This is a genomic window from Aeromonas sp. QDB39, from assembly GCF_027707585.1.
Classification (GTDB): Bacteria; Pseudomonadota; Gammaproteobacteria; order Enterobacterales; family Aeromonadaceae; genus Aeromonas; species Aeromonas hydrophila.
The window spans coordinates 95,162-113,801 of sequence record NZ_JAPCIV010000005.1; the positions used below are offsets into that span (position 1 = coordinate 95,162).

Genomic DNA, 18,640 nt, shown 5'->3' on the forward strand with positions numbered 1-18,640 from the left:
TTGTGATGCCGGTTTGTGAGCCCTAGAGCACCCAGTCGCGCAGGGTGTATTCCAAACGATGCCGTTTGCCCTGCAGGATCAGGGTCTGGGTGGTGCCGTCCAGGGTGGCACCTTCGGTGAGGGTGGTCAGCACCGCCTGCTCCACGGCATCAAGCGGGGCCAGACAGGCCATCTCGGTGCTGCCCAGACTGGTCACCCAAAACTTGTTCCCCTCGAGGTGGCCCTGACCGAAGTAGCGATTGCAACCGGCGATGCCGTTGACGGTGAAGTGCTCACCTATCTCGAAATCGGGCGGATTGTCTCGCGGCGCGGCAACGGGCTGGCCATCCAGCTTGTCGAGCACCCAGTGGTGGTGCTGCAGGTCTTGCGAGGCGAAGCGGGGAGTACTGCTGCAGGCGCTGAGCAGAAGCAGGGCGAGCAGCAGTAGCAAGAATCTGGGCATGAAAGGGCTCCGGTAGTGGGAGTGACAAGCATACCCTCTGTGCGCGCCCTCAGGCAGGGCGAGGGGGAGTGCCCCCGACTGCTTCTGTCGCCCTGTGGGTGGGGCCTGTGTCGTTAAATGGCAACACAGACCCTTTGCCGGATTTCATTTGGGTCAGGTCGGGGTGGGCTGACCGTTGCCAAACAGTCGCTCGGCGTAACGGGCCAGACCGGAGGCGACCGAGCCGAAGTCATCACCCCCTTCCAGCGGCACCTGGGGCAGCTTCTGGCGGATGAAGGCCTGGATCAGCGGGGAGCGGGCGCTGCCGCCGGTGATGAAGACCCGATCCGGCTGCACGCCGGCGGCGGCGATGGCTTCATCCATTAGCTCGCCAATCTTCTCCAGCAGCAGGGCAGAGGCATTGGCCAGCTGTTCGCGGGTCAGCTCCGCCGCCAGCCCTTTTTCCAGCTCGCTCAGCGATTGGTGATTGGACTCCTGCGTCGAGAGGGCGATCTTGCCCTGCTCGGCACGCCACACCAGCTGGTGGCTCAGCTTGTGGGCGCGCAGGCTGGCGAGGCGGCCCAGCTTGCTGCCAGGCTGGCTGTCGAGCTGCAGATCCTGCAGCTGGCGGGCGGTCTCCAGGCTGTAGAAGCGGCTCTGGGCGCTGACGTCGTTGATGGCGGCGGCGTCCCAGAACAGCGGGTGGGGCAGCGGCTTGCCGGTCTTGAGGGTCTCGTGCATGCCGAGCAACGGCATCATGCCCTCCACCGTCAGCCGGATGTCGAAGTCGTTGCCGCCGATGCGCTGGCCGCTGTGGCCGAGCAGATCGCCGTCTCGATCGAGCCGGTCGCGGTGGCTCGGGCCCATCCGCAGCACCGAGCAGTCGGTGGTGCCGCCGCCGATATCCACCACCAGCACCACCGCATCCTCGCTCAGGCGGGCCTCGAATTCGAAGCCGGCCGCCACCGGCTCATAGAGAAACTCCACCTGCTCGAACCCGGCGAGGCGGGCCGCTTCGCTCAGGATGGCGATGGCCTGACGGTTGCTCTCTTCCCCCGCCAGTCCCTGGAAGTTGACCGGGCGGCCGACCACGGCCCGGCGGATCGGTGCGCCGAGCTGCTGCTCCGCCTCGCGCCGCACGTGCAGCATCATGGCGCAGACGATGTCTTCGAACAGGGCGATCTGCGGTGCCTTGAGGCCGTAGGCGCCAAGGAAGGATTTCGGCGACTTGAGGTAGTAGCCGTCGTCCGGCTCTTCCAGATAGCGCTCCAGCGCCGCGGCGCCAAAGCTGAGCTCGTCGATCAGCCCCTCTTCGCGCATCTGGCGGCGTACCGCCTGGGCCCGGGTGACCACGGGGCCGCGCAGCTTGAGGTACTCGCTCTGCTGGGCGGGGGCCAGCCCTTCGGCCAGCAGGCCGGCGATGGCATCCCGGTGAGGGGCGTGCAGGGTGGAGGGAAGGTAGTGGGCACCGCTCAGGTTCAGCAGCCTGGGGCTGCCTTGTTCCATCACGGCGACGGCACAGTTGGAGGTACCGTAATCAAATCCGATAAACATGGGCAGCCAGACTCCTGAGCAAAAAAGGGCTGGTAGCCTACCCGAAGGCGCCGGGTCTCACAACCCGGCGCCTCGCTTATTGCGCGGTGGTTTACTCCACCTCGTTGTCGCAGCGCCCCTGGCTGTCGATGGCGCGGATGTTGCTGAGGGTGGTGTCGGCGATGGCGTGCAGCGCCTCGCGGGTGAGGAAGGCCTGGTGACCGGTGAACAGCACGTTGTGGCAGGCCGACAGGCGGCGGAACACGTCATCGGTGATCACCTCGTTGGACTTGTCGGCGAAGAAGAGATCTTCTTCTTCCTCGTAGACGTCCAACCCTAGCGCGCCGATGCGGGCGGTCTTGAGCGCCTCGATGGCGGCGTTGGAGTCGAGCAGGCCGCCCCGGCTGGTGTTGATGATCATCACCCCGTCCTTCATCTTGGCGAACGCCTCCTTGTTCAGCAGGTGGTAGTTCTCCTTGAACAGCGGGCAGTGCAGGCTGATGACGTCGGACTGGCGGAACAGGGTATCGAGATCCACGTACTCGGCACCGAGATCGATGGCCGCCTGGTTCGGATAGGGATCGCTCACCAGCAGGCGCATGCCGAAGCCCTTGAGGATGCGCAGGGTGGCGATGCCGATCTTGCCGGTGCCGATGATGCCGGCGGTGCGACCGTGCATGTTGAAGCCGACCAGCCCCTCCAGCGAGAAGTTGGCGTCACGGGTGCGCTGATAGGCTTTGTGGATGCGACGGTTGAGGGTCATCATCAGGCCCACCGCGTGCTCGGCGACCGCTTCCGGGGAGTAGGCGGGCACTCGCACCACCTTCAGCCCCAGCTCCTTGGCGGCGGCCAGATCCACGTTGTTGTAGCCGGCGCAGCGCAGGGCGATCACCTTGGTGCCGTTGGTGGCCAACTCAGTCAGCACCTCGCGGTCGGCATCGTCGTTGACGAACAGGCACACCACGGGGAAGCCGTGGGCCAGCCGGGCAGTCTTGGCCTCCAGCCGCACGTCGAAGAACTCCAGTTCATAACCGTACTGGCTGTTGGCCTGATTGAAGTGCTCTTTGTCGTAGCTCTTGGTACTGAAAACGGCGACTCTCATGGTGCGCTCTCCGCAGATAATGATGTAGTTAAATTACAACAAATGTTGGTCGTCATCACGGGATAAATGGTGGGGATTCAGCCCCACGGCATGATGGGCACGGCGCTGACCGCACTCTTGTAAGAACCATCCACCAGCTTGGTGCTGTAAGTCAGATAGACCAGCGCGTTGCGCTTTTGATCGTAAAAGCGCACCACTTTCTGCTCCTTGAACACCAGCGAGGTGCTGACGTCGAACACCTCTTCCCCCGCCTTCAACTTGGCGGGCAGGGTGATGGGGCCGATCTGGTGGCACGAGAGGGAGGCGTGGGAGGGATCTTCCGCCAGCCCGAGTCCGCCCTTGACGCCGCCGGTCTTGGGGCGCGCCAGGTAGCAGGCGACGCCGTCGATGCGTGGGTCGTCGAACGCCTCCACCAGGATCTTGTGGTTGGGGCCAAACAGCTTGAAGGCGGTGCTCACCTCGCCGACGGGGTCGGCCTTGTCGGCCAGCGCCGGACCGGCAATCAGTGCGCCCAGCAGCAGCGGCAGGGCGCGAGCAAGGATCTGAGAATGTCTCATGGTCTCTCCTGTTGGCTTCCCTCAGTAGGGAATGCCCAAACGACGATAGAGGCTGGCCAGCACCCAGGCGGGGCCGATCAGCAAAAACTGCAGGTCGGCGAAGAAGGAGGGGCGCTTGCCCTCGATCTTGTGACCGACGAACTGGGCTATCCAGAGCAGCCCGAACCCGGCCAGCGCCGGCCACAGCAAGGGGCCTTGCCAGCTGTGGCAAATGACCAGCCCCAGCGCGGTCAGCACCGTCATGCCCACAAACAGCGCAAATGACAGCCGCAGGTAGAAGGCCAGCACCGGGATGGCGACCAGCGCGGCCCAGTTGAGCGACGGCGGCAGCGGCCCGGCCGGCAGGCTCCAGAGCAGGGCCAGGGCGCAGAGATAGATACCGGGCACCGCCAGCTTGTGGATCGCCACATTGACCGGGTGCCGGTGGCTCTGGTCGTACAGTTCAAACCACTCCTCGATTCCCTTCATGGCACCTCCCTGGCGCGCTGTGGGTGCCACCCCGGTTGAGGTGGCCGACTCTTATCCCTGCGGGGGATACTCCCAATATTGGGCCGGAATGGATTTTAGCAACGGTGTCATGTCGGGATTGGGCAGGGAGATGGTGACTCGCCGTTCGAGATTGGCGCTGGCCAGGGCCTCGCGGATCTTGGGGTTCTCCCGGAAGAATTTCATGAAGCTGCCGTCGGCATAGGCCCGCTCAAGCCCGGTCTGGATCGCCTTGGCCAGCTTGGGGGATTCCGGGCTGACGAAGAAGAACTCGGCGAAGGGGTAGCGGATCAGCAGGTGCTGATCGATGACCAGGTTGGGATATTGCGCCACCAGCTCGCTGCGCTCGGCGAAGATCTCCACCAGGTTGCGCGGGAAGAAGTCCAGCTTGTCGCCGTCGTTGATCAGCCGAAACAGGTTGCTGTAGCGCCCCGAGTAGGTGGGGATGCCGGCGTTTTCGAGGATCTTGTTGTCGGCCCAGCCCACCCCTTGCGCCGCCTTCAGCTGCTTGAGATCGGCCAGCGAGTTGATCTGGTTGAACTTCTCCTGGGCATCGGCGTGGATGAAGGAGAGCCGCAGCCCTTCCAGGCCGCGAAACAGCGGGAGCGGCACGGCGATGAGCGAGGATTCGAGGGCGCTGGAGGTACCCATCCAGAACACATTGATGGTTTGGCCCTTGCTCAGCTGTTGCTGTAGGCTGTACTGGTTGAGGTTGAGTTCGACCTGCTTGATGCGAAACGGCTGGCCGGCATGGGTCAGCGCCAGTTCCAGCAGCTTGAGCTGGTACTCTTTATCGAGGTCGTTGATCGGCCGGCTGGGAACCTTGACCGTGAGGGTCTGTGCTTGTGCCAGCAACGGCAGACACAAGCACAGTTTGAGGAACCATTTCACTCTCTGCTCTCCTGTAGATTCCGGGCTTGCCCGGAGTCTAACAGAACTTGTCACGCTCTTGCTGCGTAGCCGTGATCCGCCAGGGTGAGCAGCCTGGTGTCCTCATTGTCACCTGCATGCCCACCCTGCTGGCGACGCTCGCCGCACGACAGTGAGCAGGCAGCGAGGCGTCAGGCGACGCGACGATACACGTGGGTATCGTTGAACTCCTTGGTGCTCTGGCATTCAACGCAGAAGCGGGACTCGGGACGAGCCTGCAGCCGCTTGAGGGAGATCTCGTCACCGCAGGATTCGCAGTAACCGAAATCCCCTTCGCTGATGCGCTTGAGGGCACCACGCAGCTTGCGCAGATGCAGCTTGTCATGCTCGATGCGGTTCAGCTCCAGACGACGGGCTTCCTCGATGCTGGCACGGTCAATTTCATCAGCCATCTCGTTGGTATCGGTGGCGATGGCCTGGCTGGCCTGGGAGTTGAGGCGATCTTCGAGTTCGAGGATCTGGCGCTCGATCTGTCCCTTGTAAAAGGCCAGTTGGTCTTCAGTCATGAAATCACACATACGATTTACTACCAGTCAGTTTACTAACCCAATTATCCCTGTTTATGGGGGCTGTCTGCCTGCAGACCAAGCCCTGTGTCCTGAATTTGCACCAAATCCAAGCAGGAGAGTGCAAATCAGGGCGGGCCTTGTACCAAAAAAATGCAGGCATGCAAAGCAAAGAGGACAAGTATTGTGCGCCCTTGCAAAAAAATGACCCGATTCAGACAGGGTCTGACTGAGAACATGGGGGATCCTGCACGCTTGTTGGCACCGGGCTTGCAGTGAGTCGTTACCACGCCAGGGTGTTTAGTATTTGTCCCCGCCATGGTCATTATATGCGCCGTTATTTATAGTTTTTTAAACACCATCGCTTGACATTGCCCCTGATGGCGGGCTTTTATGGTGGTGTTGATTACAATTTGATAACAAGGGTGTTCCATATATTAGACACCCTTGCCAATGGCAACCGTAGAGTCGGGGTTTAACATGGACAGTATCAAGGGCTGGATGGAGAGCAATCGCATCACGGAAGTGGAGTGCCTGTTTCCGGATTTCACCGGCAATGCCCGAGGCAAGATCATTCCGGCCAACAAGTTTCTGCGCGAGGGGGGCATGCGCCTGCCCGAGGTCATCTTCACCCAGACGGTGACCGGCGAGTATCCGGATGACGACAGCATGATCGACCCGCTGGAGCGGGACATGCAGCTCTATCCCGATCCCAACACCATTCGTTTCGTACCCTGGGCGCTGGAGCCGACCGCCCAGGTGATCCACGACTGTTTCGACATCAATGGTAAGCTGATCGACATCGCGCCGCGCTCCGTGCTGCGTCGGGTCCTGTCATTTTACGAGAAGCAGGGCTGGAAGCCGGTGGTGGCCCCCGAGCTGGAATTCTACCTGGTCAAGCGCAACGAAGACCCCGACTATCCGCTGGTGCCGCCGGTGGGGCGCAACGGCCGCCCCGAGACGGCCCGCCAATCGTTCAGCATCGATGCGGTCAACGAATTCGATCCCATCTTTGAAGACATGTACGACTACTGCGAGGCGCAGGAGCTGGAGGTGGACACCCTGATCCACGAGTCCGGCGCCGCCCAGATGGAGATCAACTTCCTGCACGGCGACGCCGTCGATCTGGCGGATCAGGTGTTCCTGTTCAAGCGCACCATGCGGGAAGCGGCCCACCGCCACGGGATTTACGCCACCTTCATGGCCAAGCCGATGAGCGACGAGCCCGGCTCCGCCATGCACATCCACCAGAGTCTGGAAGATGTGAACGGCCGCAACCTGTTTGGCACCGAGAACGGCGGCCACTCCGAGCTGTTCATGCACTTCATCGCCGGCCTACAGAAATACACGCCGGCGGTGACCGCGCTGCTGGCCCCCAACGTCAACTCCTACCGCCGCCTCACCTTTGGCGAGAGCGCGCCGCGCAACGTGCAGTGGGGGGTGGAGAACCGCACCTGCGGGTTGCGGGTGCCCTTCTCCGAGGCCAGTGCCCGCCGGGTGGAGAACCGCTTCGCCGGCGCCGATGCCAACCCCTATCTGGCGCTGGCTGCTACCCTGGCCTGCGGCTACCTCGGCATGATGGAGAAGCTGGAACCGCTGCCGGAGATGAAGTCGAGCGCCTATGAGCTGCCCTACAGCCTGCCCCGCTCGCTGGAGGAGGCGTTGAGCCACCTGGAGCAGTGCGACCCCATCAAGGAGATGCTGGGCGAGCGCTTTACCCGCGCCTTCGTGGCGGTCAAACGCAAAGAGTACGAGACCTACTTCGGGGTGATCAGCCGCTGGGAACGGGAGTTCCTGCTGCTGAACGTGTGACCCGGATGCGCGCCGGTCGCGCATCACCCTGCCCGGAGGGGCCGCCGGCCCCTCCCGCATGAATCGAGACAGTTGGGGAGCAGGCACTGCACGACACCCGGTGCGTCACCGTGACCGGGGGAGTTGTCTGTACCTCATCAACTGACTAACAAACATCGCTTAAATCGAAGGAACCGAGGAGCAAGCAATGCAGCATACCACCCGTGAGTGGCAGCAACTGGAAGCCAGCCATCACCTGCATCCGTTTACTGACTTTCAGGCGCTGAACAAGAAAGGCAGCCGCATCATCACCCGGGCCGAGGGCGTCTATCTGGAAGACTCCGAAGGCAAGCGCATTCTGGACGGCATGGCCGGCCTGTGGTGCGTCAACCTGGGCTATGGCCGCCAGGAGCTGGTGGACGCCGCCACCCGCCAGATGCAGCAACTGCCCTATTACAACCTCTTCTTTCAGACCAGCCACCCGCCCGCTGCCGAGCTGGCGACCCTGCTGGCCGAGATCACGCCGCCGCACCTCAACCACGTCTTCTTCACCGGCTCGGGCTCCGAGTGCAACGATACCGTGCTGCGCATGGTGCGCCACTACTGGGCCAGCAAGGGGCAGCCGGACAAACAGGTGATCATCAGCCGCCACAACGCCTACCACGGCTCCACCGTGGCGGGGGCGAGCCTCGGTGGCATGAAGGGGATGCACGCCCAGGGCGGGCTGCCTATTCCTGGTATCGTGCACATCGATCAGCCCTATCACTTTGGCGAGGGGCAGGGGATGAGCGCCCACGAATTCGGGCTGGCCCGTGCCCGTCAGCTGGAGGAGAAGATTCTGGCGCTGGGGGTGGACCAGGTGGCCGCCTTCATCGGCGAGCCGATCCAGGGTGCCGGCGGCGTCATCATCCCGCCCGACAGCTACTGGCCGGAGATCCAGCGCATCTGCGACAAGTACGGCATCTTGCTGATCGCCGACGAGGTGATCTGCGGCTTTGGCCGCACCGGTCACTGGTTCGCCAGCGAAGGCTTCGGCATCAAGCCGGATCTCATGTGCCTGGCCAAGGGCATCACCTCCGGCTATCTGCCGATGGGGGCCGTGATGGTGGGGGACAGGGTCGCCAAGGTGCTGGTGGAAGAGGGGGGCGAGTTCAACCACGGCTTTACCTACTCCGGTCATCCGGTGGCCTGCGCCGTGGCGATTGCCAACATTACGCTTATGCAAAACGAAAGCATAGTTAAGCGAGTTCATGATACCATCGGCCCCTATTTGCAGCGCCGCTGGGCGGAGCTGGCGGACCATCCGCTGGTGGGCGAAACCCGTGGCAAAGGCCTGGTGGCCGCGCTGGAAATAGTGCAGGACAAGCAGACCAACAGCCGCTTCCCGGCTGGGCTGCAGGCCGGTATGACCTGTCGGGAGTTCTGCTTTAACAATGGCTTGGTGATGAGGGCTGTCGGCGATACCATGATCATATCGCCCCCCTTGGTGATCACCGAGGAACAGGTGGATGAATTGGTCAATCTGGCCAGGCTCAGTCTCGATCTGACGGCGGCAAAGCTGCGGGGATAGGCGGGCGCCGGGCAGGTTGGCTTGCGCATACAATTTGCTTAGGAGACAAGGACGATGTCTTTCAAAACGGGAATGATTGCAGCCTCTGTGGCACTGGTCATGATGAGTACCGGGGCGATGGCCGAGGACAAGGTGTTGCACGTCTACAACTGGAGCGACTATATCGCGCCCAACACGCTGGAAGACTTCCAGAAAGAGACGGGCATCAAGGTGGTCTACGACGTGTTCGACAGCAACGAGGTGCTGGAAGCCAAGTTGCTGGCCGGCAGTTCGGGCTATGACATCGTCGTGCCGTCCAACCCCTTCCTGGCCAAGCAGATCAAGGCGGGCGTGTTCCAGAAGCTGGACAAGTCCAAGCTCTCCAACTGGCAAAACCTGGATACCTCGTTGCTCAAGGCGCTCGAACCGAGCGACCCGGGTAACCAGTACTCCATTCCTTACCTGTGGGGCACCATCGGTTATGCCTACAACCCGGAGAAGGTGAAAGCCGTGCTGGGTGACAAGGCGCCGGTGGATTCCTGGGATCTGGTGTTCAAACCGGAAAACATGGCCAAGTTGAAGGAGTGCGGTGTCTCCTTCCTCGACTCGCCGACCGAAATGCTGCCGGCTGCCCTGCAATACCTGGGCTTCAAGCCGGACAGCCAGAAGCCGGACGAGTTGAAGAAGGCGGAGGAGCTGTTCCTCTCCATCCGTCCCTATACCGCCTACTTCCACTCCTCCAAATACATTTCGGATCTGGCCAACGGCAACCTGTGCGTGGCGGTCGGTTACTCCGGTGACTTGCAGCAGTCCAAGTCGCGGGCGATCGAGGCCAAGAACGGCGTCAACCTGACCTACGTGATCCCGAAAGAGGGGGCAGGCAGCTTCTTCGACATGCTGGCCATCCCGGCCGATGCCAAGAACGTGGAAGCGGCCCATGTGTTCCTGAACTACCTGATGAAGCCGGAGGTGATCGCCAAGATCTCCGACGCCGTCAGCTACCCGAGTGGCAACAAGGCTTCCGTGCCGCTGGTGTCCGAGAAGATCCGCAACGATCCGGGCATCTACCCGAGCGACGAGACGCTGGCCAAGATCTACACCTTCCCGGATCTGCCGGCCAAGGTGCAGCGTCTGATGACGCGTAGCTGGACCAAGATCAAGTCAGGCAAGTAAGTGACGAGTGCCCCTCCCGGTCCGCAGTTCGGCCGGGAGGGAGGTGACCCACCCGACAGGTTGGACGGCGCGTAAGGATGCGCGACTGGCAAATCACACATTAAGAGGACTGAGTAAGTGCACACAACCAAGATAGTGACGATGGCCCTGGCTCTGGGGTTGGCAAATGTGGCTCAGGCAGCCCCTGTGGTCCACTTTTACAACTGGTCCGACTATATCGGCGAGACCACCCTCAGCGACTTTCAGCGGGCGACCGGGATCCAGACCGTCTATGACGTGTTTGATTCCAACGAAACCCTCGAAGGCAAGCTGCTGACCGGACGCACCGGTTACGATCTGGTGGTGCCCTCCAACAATTTCCTGGCCAAACAGATCAAGGCGGGGGCCTTCCAGAAGCTGGATCCCGCCCTGCTGCCCAATCTGGCCAACCTGGATCCCGTGCTGCTCAAGCAGCTAGACAAGGTGGATCCGGGTCATCAGTACGCCGTGCCCTATCTGTGGGGCACCAACGGCATCGGTTACAACATCGACAAGGTCAAGGCCGTGCTGGGAGTCGACAAGATTGACTCCTGGGCCGTGATCTTCGAACCGGAAAACATGCAGAAACTGGCCCGTTGCGGGGTCGCCTTCCTCGACTCGGCAGACGAGATGATCCCGGCGGCGCTCAACTATCTGGGGCTCAACCCCAACAGCCAGGATCCGGCGGACCTCAAGCGTGCCGAGGAGCAGCTGCTCAAGGTGCGTCCCTACGTGGCCTATTTCCACTCCTCCAAGTACATCGGCGATCTCGCCAATGGCGACATCTGCGTGGCGGCCGGTTTCTCCGGCGACATCCTGCAGGCGGCGGCCCGTGCCGACGAAGCCGGCAAGGGGATCAAGATCGCCTACAGCATACCGAAGGAGGGGGGCAACCTCTGGTTCGACATGATGGCGATCCCGGCCGATGCCACCAACGTGAAAGAGGCGCACGCCCTCATCAACTACGTGCTGCAGCCCGAGGTGATTGCCCAGATCAGCAATCATGTGGGCTACGCGAACCCCAACGCCAAGGCGGGGGAGTTCATGGAGGAACACGTGCGCAATGACGAGTCCGTCTATCCACCCCAGGCGGTGCTGGAGCGGCTGTATGTGCAGCAGGCACATCCCCGCGCGGTGCAGCGCCTGATCACCCGGAGTTGGACCAAGATCAAGTCCGGAACCTAACCTTGGCGCCCATCCCGGGGCGCCAGACTGTTTTATGGATCGGCCCCGGCCGGTATTACCTTTGGGAGTTTGGTAATGGCGATAGCCTCCAGTGCCTACAAGAAAGCCCTCGAGGGCAGCCAGCAACGCAAAGAAGTGCTGGTCAAGATAGACAGGGTAAGCAAGCAATTCGATGAAACGCTGGCGGTCGACAACGTGTCCCTCAACATCCACAAGGGCGAGATCTTCGCCCTGTTGGGCGGGTCCGGCTCCGGCAAGTCGACCCTGCTGCGGATGCTGGCGGGGTTCGAGCGTCCCACCGAGGGACGCTTGTTTCTCGACGGGGTCGACATCACCGACATGCCGCCCTATGAACGCCCCATCAACATGATGTTCCAGTCCTACGCCCTGTTCCCCCACATGACGGTGGCACAGAACATCGCCTTCGGCCTCAAGCAGGATGGCCTGCCCAAGGCAGAGGTCGATGCCCGGGTGGAGGAGATGCTCAAGCTGGTGCAGATGACCCAGTATGCCCGCCGCAAGCCCCATCAGCTCTCCGGCGGCCAGCGCCAGCGGGTGGCGCTGGCGCGCTCGCTGGCCAAGCGGCCCAAGCTGCTGTTGCTGGATGAGCCCATGGGGGCGCTGGACAAGAAGCTGCGTTCCCAGATGCAGCTCGAGCTGGTCGAGATCATCGAACGGGTCGGGGTAACCTGCGTCATGGTGACCCACGACCAGGAAGAGGCGATGACCATGGCCGAGCGGATCGCCATCATGCACCTGGGTTGCATCGAACAGATCGGCAGCCCGATGGACATCTACGAAACCCCGGCCAGCCGGCTGGTGTGCGAGTTCATCGGTAACGTCAACCTGTTTGACGGCCTGCTGGTGGAGGATGAGCAGGACCACGCCACCATCGCCTGCGCCGATCTGGAGCAGCCCATCTATGTGGGCCACGGCATCAGCTCCCGCGCCGAGAACAAGAAGGTCACCTACGCCCTGCGGCCGGAAAAACTGCTGATGAGCCTGCAAAAGCCGGTGGAGATCGAGCATCCGGACTTCAACTGGACCAAGGGCGAAGTCTATGACATCGCCTATCTGGGCGGCCATTCGGTTTATCACATCCAGTTGCCTTCGGGCAAAATCGTTCAGGCTTTCATCGCCAATGCCGAACGCCACGGCAAGCGGCCGACCTGGGATGACCAGGTGTTCCTCTACTGGGAAGATGACAGCGGCGTGGTGCTGCAATCATGATGGCATTGAGACGACTGAAGGCACTGGGGGGGCGGCAGCTGGTGATCGGCATCCCGTTCTTCTGGCTGTTCCTGTTCTTCCTGCTGCCCTTCATCATAGTGGTGAAGATCAGCTTCGCCGAAGCGGACGTGGCGATCCCGCCCTACACCGACGTGGTGAGCTGGGCCGACGATCAGCTCACCATCTTGCTGCACATGGGCAACTACCTGTTGCTGCAGGAGGATGAGCTCTACATCGCGGCTTATCTCGGTTCCCTCAAGATGGCCTTCATCAGTACAGTGCTCTGCCTGCTGATCGGCTATCCGATGGCCTACTCCATCGCCCGGGCCAACAAGGAGACCCAGACAGTTCTGCTGCTGCTCATCATGATGCCGACCTGGACCGCGATTCTGATCCGGGTCTACGCCTGGATGGGCATTCTCAGCAACAACGGCCTGCTCAACAGCCTGTTGATGGGCATCGGCCTCATCAACGAGCCGCTGCAGATCCTCAATACCAACCTGGCGGTCTACATCGGCATCGTTTACTCCTACCTGCCGTTCATGGTGCTGCCGCTCTACGCCAACCTGGTCAAGCACGATCAGAGCCTGCTGGAGGCGGCCTCCGACCTCGGCGCCCGCAACCTGACCCGGTTCTGGCAGATCACGGTGCCGCTCTCCAAGAACGGCATCATCGCCGGCTGCATGCTGGTGTTCATCCCGGTGGTGGGCGAGTTCGTCATTCCGGAGCTGCTGGGCGGCCCCGAGACCCTGATGATCGGCAAGGTGCTGTGGCAGGAGTTCTTCAACAACCGCGACTGGCCGGTGGCGTCCGCCCTGGCGGTGGTGATGCTGGCGGTGCTGATCATTCCGATCATCCTGTTCAACCGCAACCAGGCCAAAGAGCTGGAGGGTAAAGTATGAGGCGCTTTGGTTTTGCCAAGCTGATGCTGTGGCTGGGGCTGCTGTTCATCTACCTGCCGATGATCATCATGGTGATCTACTCCTTCAACGCCTCCAAGCTGGTGACGGTATGGGGCGGCTGGTCGCTGAAGTGGTATTTCGGCCTGCTCGACAACAAGCAGTTGATAGGTTCGGTACTGCGTTCGCTGGAGATCGCCTTCTATACTGCCATCGCGGCGGTGGCACTGGGGACGGTGGCGGCCTTCGTGCTGACCCGGATCCCGCACTTCCGTGGCCGGACCCTGTTCGGCGGCATGGTGACGGCGCCGCTGGTGATGCCCGAGGTGATCACCGGTCTCTCCCTGCTGCTGCTGTTCGTGGCCATGGCCCAGCTGGTGGGCTGGCCCGCCGAGCGGGGCATGGTGACCATCTGGATCGCGCACACCACCTTCTGTACCGCCTATGTGGCGATCGTGGTGTCGGCCCGCCTGCGGGAGCTGGATCTCTCCATCGAGGAGGCGGCCATGGATCTGGGGGCCAAGCCCTGGAAGGTGTTCTTCCTGATCACCATCCCGATGATCGCCCCGTCGCTGGCGGCGGGCGGCATGATGTCGTTTGCCCTGTCGCTGGATGACCTGGTGCTGGCGAGCTTCGTCTCCGGCCCGGGCTCGACCACCCTGCCGATGGAGGTCTTCTCGGCGGTGCGACTCGGGGTGAAACCCGAGATCAACGCGGTGGCCAGCCTGATCCTGCTGTCGGTGTCGTTGTTCACCTTCGGCAGCTGGTATCTGATGGCCAAGGCGGAGAAACGTCGCCGCGCCGAGATCGCCATGACCACCCAGATGCAGGCAGTCGCCTGACCTCGTGTTAAGATCCGCATTCTCTCGTCAATCCGGAGGATGAGAATGCGGATCTCCATCTTTAGCGGCCAGGGTACCGAACTGGTTCCCGGCCTTGTCAGTGCCATCCACAAACAAGCCACCTCCATACCGCTCTGGTGCGGTGCCAATGGTCTGGCTGGCGACGAACAGTGCGACCAGCGCCACCATGGCGGCCCGGATCGGGCGCTGCACTACTATCCCGCCGATCACTACCCCTGGTGGCACAACTGGCAGACGGCGCTGGGCCTGCCGGCCCCGCGTACACCCTGGCAACCGGCCGCCTTCGGCGAGAACCTCTCCGGGGTCGGGCTGACCGAGGTGCAGGCCTGCATCGGCGATGTCTATCGACTCGGCGAGGCGCTGATCCAGATAAGTCAGCCCAGATCCCCCTGCTTCAAGCTCAACCAGCGTTTCGGCTATGGCCAGATGTCGCAGGTGATGCAGCTCAGCGGCCGCTGTGGCTGGCTGTTGCGGGTGCTGGAAGAGGGGATGGTGATGCCGCAGGAGCGGCTGGAGCTGGTGGACAGGCCTTACCCTGAACTCACGGTAAAGCGCACCGCCGATATCCTGTTCAACCAGCTGCGCAACGAGGCGGACCTGCTGTTGCTGCTGGAAAATCCGGCCCTCTCGCCCAACTGGCGCAAGCATGCGGCAGACTGGCTGGAGCATGGTGTGGTCGCTGACTGGCGTCGCCGCTTGCTCGGCCCGGCCGAATTCCAGCTCGCTTCGTCATAAGCGTTGCCAGGCCATTTTTTGGCCGCTGACGGCTCAGGACGGATGGAACTGACGAATAGTTGAGCGAACAGCCATTTTTTTGCTTACAAACGTAAAAAAGGCTTGTGTCGAGTCGGGGCTTTCGGTAAATTCCCGTCCCGCAGACATCGGTGTGTAGCGCAGCTTGGTAGCGCACTTCGTTCGGGACGAAGGGGTCGGAGGTTCGAATCCTCTCACACCGACCACATTAGAAAAGGCCGCTCAATAGAGCGGCCTTTTCGCATTTGGCGTTCGCGCAAGTCGAGGGCGATATTCAGGCTGGCGGCTTGCTAGGGTAACTGCAATGCTCCTCTGTTCCTCTGTTCCTCTGTTCCTCTGTTCCTCTGTTCCTCTGTTCCTCTGTTCCTCTGTTCCTCTGTTCCTCTGTCACCCTGTTTCATCCATCTCGTCAGTTCCGTTGCCCAGCGCTGGGCAATAAAAGGGCCACCGCTCGGTGGCCCAGGGTGGAGTCTGATCCTGACTCCGGCACTCTAGATTGTGGCAATCTCTGGTTGGGTTCTGTCTATGGTGCCCTCCTTGCGCGCCAGGCGCCTGTTAGATATGCCAGTGCTGATGCCGCAATGCCTTGAAGCCGTGCTGAGGTTGCAAGGCCGCGTGCTTGGGGTACTCACTAATGAAATGTTCGATTCCCTCCATCAGTTGTTCACGTAATGAAGACACGGGCTCATGCCAGGCTTGCAGGCATAGATGGCCGGGGATCAGCTGCTCCTGATAATCTTCCAGCAGCTGTTCTGGCCAGGGCTCAATACCGGAATTGCGTTGCAGCAAATAGTGGGCGGCGGGTTCACGGGCATAGATGAACTGAATTTGGGCCAGGTCGCGTTGGCTTAGCGTTTGACTGTTGATATGACAAGTCAGGTATTTTCCCGTCTTCAGGTCCAAGAAGTGACCGCGTTGCCGACAGGCTATGATGCGATACCAAGGCAGGGGCGAACAGAGAGAGTATCCCTCAAGCTCCTGTTCCAGCCAGTGGCGACACTCGGGTGTCTGCACCTCGTCGAGCATGGACTCGAGCTGCCTCAACAAGGCTCTGGATGGTTTGGTGGCCAGTTTCGCACTCATCGCCTGCAATCCTCCCTCTGCACACAATCCCGACTTTCAGTATGAACCCGGTGGCGGCAGAGGGGGTAAGGTTTCTAATGATTAAAATCAGATTAGCAGCGTGGTTTTTATGCAATAGGCTGGCTCAGCCCACCAGGTAGGTGCCGGTGCCGAAGGCGATATGAGTCCCTTCTTCGTTGTGCAGTTCCATGCGGGCAACCGCGACCTTGCTACCGGCCCGGATGATGTGGGCGGTGGCGATGAACTCGTTGCCGCGCCCCGGCCGCAGGTAGTCCACCCGCAGATCGATGGTGCCGAGGCGGGAGAAACGCTCCTTGAGGTAGCTGGGGGAGAAGTCTTCCAGCTCGTCGATGCAGGAGGCGGCGACTATCATGCCGCCGGCTACATCGAGCAGGCTGGCGGTGACGCCGCCGTGCAGGATGTTGTGGAAGGGGTTGCCGATCAGCTTCTCCTCCATCTTGATGCGCAGCTCCACCTTGTCGAAGTCGTAGTGCGTCACCTGCATTCCGATCAGCTTGTTGAACGGCATCCTCTCGGCGAACAGGTTGGCAATGCCACTGAGCGCCATCTTCTTGAGCATCTGTTTCATTCCTTGAGTCCGATCCCTGGCAGTATGACCGAGTAAAAACTCCAGCCAGTCTGCAACACTTCCTTAACAGTCGCAATGGCAGGTTTATTGTGGGCGGCGGCTGCTTTAGAATGGCGACCCCAAAGGAGAGCCCATGACCGCCATTGCCGAAACCCTGCCTGACCCCCAGCCAGAGAATCCGCTTGCCCTGCTGCAGGCGGTGTTCGGCTATCAGCAATTCCGGCCGGGCCAGCTCGAAATCATCGAGCAGATAGTGGCGGGGCGCGATGCGCTGGTGCTCAAGCCCACCGGTGGCGGCAAGTCGCTCTGCTACCAGATCCCGGCGCTGCTGCGCCCCGGGCTCGGGGTAGTGGTCTCTCCCCTCATTTCGCTGATGAAGGATCAGGTGGACAGCCTGCGCGCCAACGGCGTGGCGGCGGTCTACATCAACTCGGCCCTCAGCCGGGAGGAGATGATCCAGAATTTTTCCGCCATGCGGCGCGGCGAGATAAAAATCGTCTATGTCTCCCCTGAACGCCTGCTGCAGCACGAGTTCATGGACCGGCTGGCGGAGTTGCCGCTCGGTCTGTTTGCCATCGACGAGGCGCACTGCGTCTCCCAGTGGGGGCACGATTTTCGGCCGGAATATGCGGCGCTGGGCCGGCTCAAGCAGTGGTTCCCGCAGGTGCCCGTGGTGGCGCTCACCGCCACCGCCGACGAGGCGACCCGTAGCGACATGCTGCATCGGCTGGAACTCCACGACCCCTTTATCCACACCGCCAGCTTCGATCGGCCCAATATCCGCTACAGCCTGGTGGAGAAGTTCAAGGCGGCGGAGCAGCTGCTGCGCTACGTGCAGAGCCAGAAGGGCAACTGCGGCATCGTCTACTGCTCCAGCCGCAATCGGGTGGAGGAGGTGGCCGAGCGGCTCTCTCGCCACGGCTGCAAGGCGGCGCCCTATCACGCAGGTTTGCCGCTCGAGCTGCGCCAGCGCACTCAGGAGTCCTTCCTCAAGGACGACATCGAGATAGTGGTGGCGACGGTGGCGTTCGGCATGGGCATCGACAAGCCCAACGTGCGCTTCGTGGTGCACTACGACATCCCGAAGAACATCGAGTCCTACTATCAGGAAACCGGCCGGGCCGGCCGTGACGGTACCCCGGCCGAGGCGCTGCTGCTGTACGATCCCGCCGACATCGGCCGGGTGCGCCGGCTGCTCGACAACATCGAAAACCCCCAGCAGTTGCAGGTGGAGCAGTACAAGCTCAACGTGATGGCGGCCTTCGCCGAGGCGCAGACATGCCGCCGGCAGGTGCTGCTCAACTACTTCGGCGAGTACAACGACAAGCCGTGCGGCAACTGCGACATCTGCCTCGACCCGCCCCAGAGCTATGACGGCACCGAAGATGCCCAGAAGGCGCTCTCCTGCGTCTGGCGGGTGGGTCAGAACTTCGGCGTGGGTTATGTGGTGGAGGTGTTGCGCGGGTCGCTGAACCAGCGCATCAAGGATCACGGCCACGACAAGCTGTCGACCTACGGCATCGGCAAGGATCAGAGCCACGAGTACTGGATGAGCGTGATCCGCCAGTTGATCCACAAGGGGCTGCTGACCCAGAACATCACCCGCAATCTGGTGCTGCAGTTGACCGAGGCGGCCCGTCCCGTGCTGCGCGGCGAGGTGAAGCTGGATCTGGCGGTGCCGCGCCTGCAGCCCATCTCCAGCCGCAAGGAGAAGCGCAACGGCCTGCTCGACAACGCCAACTACGACAAGCGGCTGTTCAAGGAGCTGCGCGCCCTGCGCAAGCAGATCGCCGAGGATGAAGAGGTGCCGCCCTACGTGGTGTTCAACGATGCCACCCTGGTCGAGATGGCGCAGCTGATGCCGATGACCGAAGCGGAAATGCTGGCGGTCAACGGCGTGGGTCACCGCAAGCTGGAACGCTTCGGCGAAGCCTTTATGGACCTGATCATCGACTACTGCCGTCGGTAAAAT

18 protein-coding genes and 1 tRNA gene are annotated in these 18,640 nt (G+C 61.7%); 10 read left to right on the plus strand and 9 right to left on the minus strand.

Annotated features, from left to right (window positions below; genetic code table 11):
• Window positions 1–22: 22 nt before the first annotated feature.
• From PG899_RS04390 to PG899_RS04420, 7 genes are all read right to left on the minus strand, one after another.
• Entirely contained in the window at window positions 23–442 is a 420-nt protein-coding gene (locus tag PG899_RS04390) for an META domain-containing protein (protein ID WP_016352339.1), read from the minus strand.
• Window positions 443–595: 153 nt separating this feature from the next.
• Window positions 596–1,975 carry a molecular chaperone gene (gene yegD, locus PG899_RS04395; RefSeq protein WP_077095726.1) on the minus strand — a complete coding sequence of 460 codons (1,380 nt, stop codon included), beginning with the start codon at window positions 1,973–1,975 and terminating at the stop codon, window positions 596–598.
• A gap of 91 nt (window positions 1,976–2,066) precedes the next feature.
• Entirely contained in the window at window positions 2,067–3,056 is a 990-nt protein-coding gene (locus tag PG899_RS04400; protein ID WP_024945568.1) for a 2-hydroxyacid dehydrogenase, read from the minus strand.
• A gap of 77 nt (window positions 3,057–3,133) precedes the next feature.
• On the minus strand, window positions 3,134–3,613 hold the full coding sequence (locus tag PG899_RS04405; protein ID WP_029302329.1) for a CreA family protein: 480 nt from the start codon (window positions 3,611–3,613) through the stop codon (window positions 3,134–3,136).
• A 21-nt stretch (window positions 3,614–3,634) separates the two neighbouring features.
• Window positions 3,635–4,081 (minus strand): Mpo1 family 2-hydroxy fatty acid dioxygenase, encoded by a 447-nt coding sequence (locus PG899_RS04410; protein WP_077095725.1) that lies wholly within the window; start codon window positions 4,079–4,081, stop codon window positions 3,635–3,637.
• A 51-nt stretch (window positions 4,082–4,132) separates the two neighbouring features.
• Window positions 4,133–4,990, minus strand: a complete 858-nt coding sequence (locus PG899_RS04415; protein ID WP_077095724.1) for a hypothetical protein — start codon at window positions 4,988–4,990, stop codon at window positions 4,133–4,135.
• 170 nt (window positions 4,991–5,160) lie between these two features.
• Window positions 5,161–5,547, minus strand: coding sequence for a TraR/DksA family transcriptional regulator (locus tag PG899_RS04420; RefSeq protein WP_010635769.1), 387 nt, complete (start codon window positions 5,545–5,547; stop codon window positions 5,161–5,163).
• Window positions 5,548–6,015: 468 nt separating this feature from the next.
• Between PG899_RS04420 and PG899_RS04425 the strand changes: the two genes are divergently transcribed.
• The 9 genes from PG899_RS04425 (at window position 6,016) to PG899_RS04465 (ending at window position 15,202) form a co-directional block, all read left to right on the plus strand.
• Complete coding sequence (locus PG899_RS04425) at window positions 6,016–7,347, plus strand: glutamine synthetase family protein (RefSeq protein WP_011707799.1); 1,332 nt, start codon at window positions 6,016–6,018, stop codon at window positions 7,345–7,347.
• 187 nt (window positions 7,348–7,534) lie between these two features.
• Window positions 7,535–8,896 (plus strand): aspartate aminotransferase family protein, encoded by a 1,362-nt coding sequence (locus tag PG899_RS04430; protein ID WP_011707798.1) that lies wholly within the window; start codon window positions 7,535–7,537, stop codon window positions 8,894–8,896.
• Between the two features lie 54 nt (window positions 8,897–8,950).
• Window positions 8,951–10,048, plus strand: a complete 1,098-nt coding sequence (locus tag PG899_RS04435) for a polyamine ABC transporter substrate-binding protein (protein WP_016352333.1) — start codon at window positions 8,951–8,953, stop codon at window positions 10,046–10,048.
• A 141-nt stretch (window positions 10,049–10,189) separates the two neighbouring features.
• Window positions 10,190–11,251: a polyamine ABC transporter substrate-binding protein gene (locus PG899_RS04440; RefSeq protein ID WP_219255756.1), complete on the plus strand. Its 1,062-nt coding sequence runs from the start codon at window positions 10,190–10,192 to the stop codon at window positions 11,249–11,251.
• A 75-nt stretch (window positions 11,252–11,326) separates the two neighbouring features.
• Window positions 11,327–12,481: a polyamine ABC transporter ATP-binding protein gene (potA, locus tag PG899_RS04445; protein WP_011707795.1), complete on the plus strand. Its 1,155-nt coding sequence runs from the start codon at window positions 11,327–11,329 to the stop codon at window positions 12,479–12,481.
• Window positions 12,478–13,383, plus strand: a complete 906-nt coding sequence (locus PG899_RS04450; protein WP_017409743.1) for an ABC transporter permease subunit — start codon at window positions 12,478–12,480, stop codon at window positions 13,381–13,383. The genes potA and PG899_RS04450 overlap by 4 nt, the downstream gene beginning before the upstream one ends.
• Window positions 13,380–14,222 carry an ABC transporter permease subunit gene (locus PG899_RS04455; RefSeq protein ID WP_011707793.1) on the plus strand — a complete coding sequence of 281 codons (843 nt, stop codon included), beginning with the start codon at window positions 13,380–13,382 and terminating at the stop codon, window positions 14,220–14,222. Before PG899_RS04450 ends, PG899_RS04455 begins: the two co-directional genes overlap by 4 nt.
• Before the next feature lie 45 nt (window positions 14,223–14,267).
• Window positions 14,268–14,978 (plus strand): MOSC domain-containing protein, encoded by a 711-nt coding sequence (locus PG899_RS04460; RefSeq protein ID WP_077095723.1) that lies wholly within the window; start codon window positions 14,268–14,270, stop codon window positions 14,976–14,978.
• 147 nt (window positions 14,979–15,125) lie between these two features.
• Window positions 15,126–15,202, plus strand: a tRNA-Pro gene (locus PG899_RS04465).
• A 349-nt stretch (window positions 15,203–15,551) separates the two neighbouring features.
• Here PG899_RS04465 and PG899_RS04470 read toward each other — a convergent pair.
• Together PG899_RS04470 and PG899_RS04475 are read right to left on the minus strand one after the other, a co-directional pair.
• Window positions 15,552–16,079, minus strand: coding sequence for an AbiTii domain-containing protein (locus tag PG899_RS04470; RefSeq protein ID WP_011707791.1), 528 nt, complete (start codon window positions 16,077–16,079; stop codon window positions 15,552–15,554).
• A gap of 124 nt (window positions 16,080–16,203) precedes the next feature.
• Complete coding sequence (locus PG899_RS04475; RefSeq protein WP_029306122.1) at window positions 16,204–16,668, minus strand: thioesterase family protein; 465 nt, start codon at window positions 16,666–16,668, stop codon at window positions 16,204–16,206.
• 133 nt (window positions 16,669–16,801) lie between these two features.
• Here PG899_RS04475 and recQ point away from each other — a divergent pair, with 133 nt between their 5' ends.
• On the plus strand, window positions 16,802–18,637 hold the full coding sequence (gene recQ / locus PG899_RS04480) for an ATP-dependent DNA helicase RecQ (RefSeq protein WP_077095722.1): 1,836 nt from the start codon (window positions 16,802–16,804) through the stop codon (window positions 18,635–18,637).
• The last annotated feature ends 3 nt before the right edge of the window (window positions 18,638–18,640 follow it).

What these genes read in the sequence shown, in the direction of transcription:
- PG899_RS04390 (WP_016352339.1), bottom strand. Translation starts at nt 442, where the DNA reads ATGCCCAGATTCTTGCTACTGCTGCTCGCCCTGCTTCTGCTCAGCGCC.
- yegD (WP_077095726.1), bottom strand. Translation starts at nt 1,975, where the DNA reads ATGTTTATCGGATTTGATTACGGTACCTCCAACTGTGCCGTCGCCGTG.
- PG899_RS04400 (WP_024945568.1), bottom strand. Translation starts at nt 3,056, where the DNA reads ATGAGAGTCGCCGTTTTCAGTACCAAGAGCTACGACAAAGAGCACTTC.
- PG899_RS04405 (WP_029302329.1), bottom strand. Translation starts at nt 3,613, where the DNA reads ATGAGACATTCTCAGATCCTTGCTCGCGCCCTGCCGCTGCTGCTGGGC.
- PG899_RS04410 (WP_077095725.1), bottom strand. Translation starts at nt 4,081, where the DNA reads ATGAAGGGAATCGAGGAGTGGTTTGAACTGTACGACCAGAGCCACCGG.
- PG899_RS04420 (WP_010635769.1), bottom strand. Translation starts at nt 5,547, where the DNA reads ATGTGTGATTTCATGACTGAAGACCAACTGGCCTTTTACAAGGGACAG.
- PG899_RS04425 (WP_011707799.1), top strand. Translation starts at nt 6,016, where the DNA reads ATGGACAGTATCAAGGGCTGGATGGAGAGCAATCGCATCACGGAAGTG.
- PG899_RS04430 (WP_011707798.1), top strand. Translation starts at nt 7,535, where the DNA reads ATGCAGCATACCACCCGTGAGTGGCAGCAACTGGAAGCCAGCCATCAC.
- PG899_RS04435 (WP_016352333.1), top strand. Translation starts at nt 8,951, where the DNA reads ATGTCTTTCAAAACGGGAATGATTGCAGCCTCTGTGGCACTGGTCATG.
- PG899_RS04440 (WP_219255756.1), top strand. Translation starts at nt 10,190, where the DNA reads ATGGCCCTGGCTCTGGGGTTGGCAAATGTGGCTCAGGCAGCCCCTGTG.
- potA (WP_011707795.1), top strand. Translation starts at nt 11,327, where the DNA reads ATGGCGATAGCCTCCAGTGCCTACAAGAAAGCCCTCGAGGGCAGCCAG.
- PG899_RS04450 (WP_017409743.1), top strand. Translation starts at nt 12,478, where the DNA reads ATGATGGCATTGAGACGACTGAAGGCACTGGGGGGGCGGCAGCTGGTG.
- PG899_RS04455 (WP_011707793.1), top strand. Translation starts at nt 13,380, where the DNA reads ATGAGGCGCTTTGGTTTTGCCAAGCTGATGCTGTGGCTGGGGCTGCTG.
- PG899_RS04460 (WP_077095723.1), top strand. Translation starts at nt 14,268, where the DNA reads ATGCGGATCTCCATCTTTAGCGGCCAGGGTACCGAACTGGTTCCCGGC.
- PG899_RS04470 (WP_011707791.1), bottom strand. Translation starts at nt 16,079, where the DNA reads ATGAGTGCGAAACTGGCCACCAAACCATCCAGAGCCTTGTTGAGGCAG.
- PG899_RS04475 (WP_029306122.1), bottom strand. Translation starts at nt 16,668, where the DNA reads ATGAAACAGATGCTCAAGAAGATGGCGCTCAGTGGCATTGCCAACCTG.
- recQ (WP_077095722.1), top strand. Translation starts at nt 16,802, where the DNA reads ATGACCGCCATTGCCGAAACCCTGCCTGACCCCCAGCCAGAGAATCCG.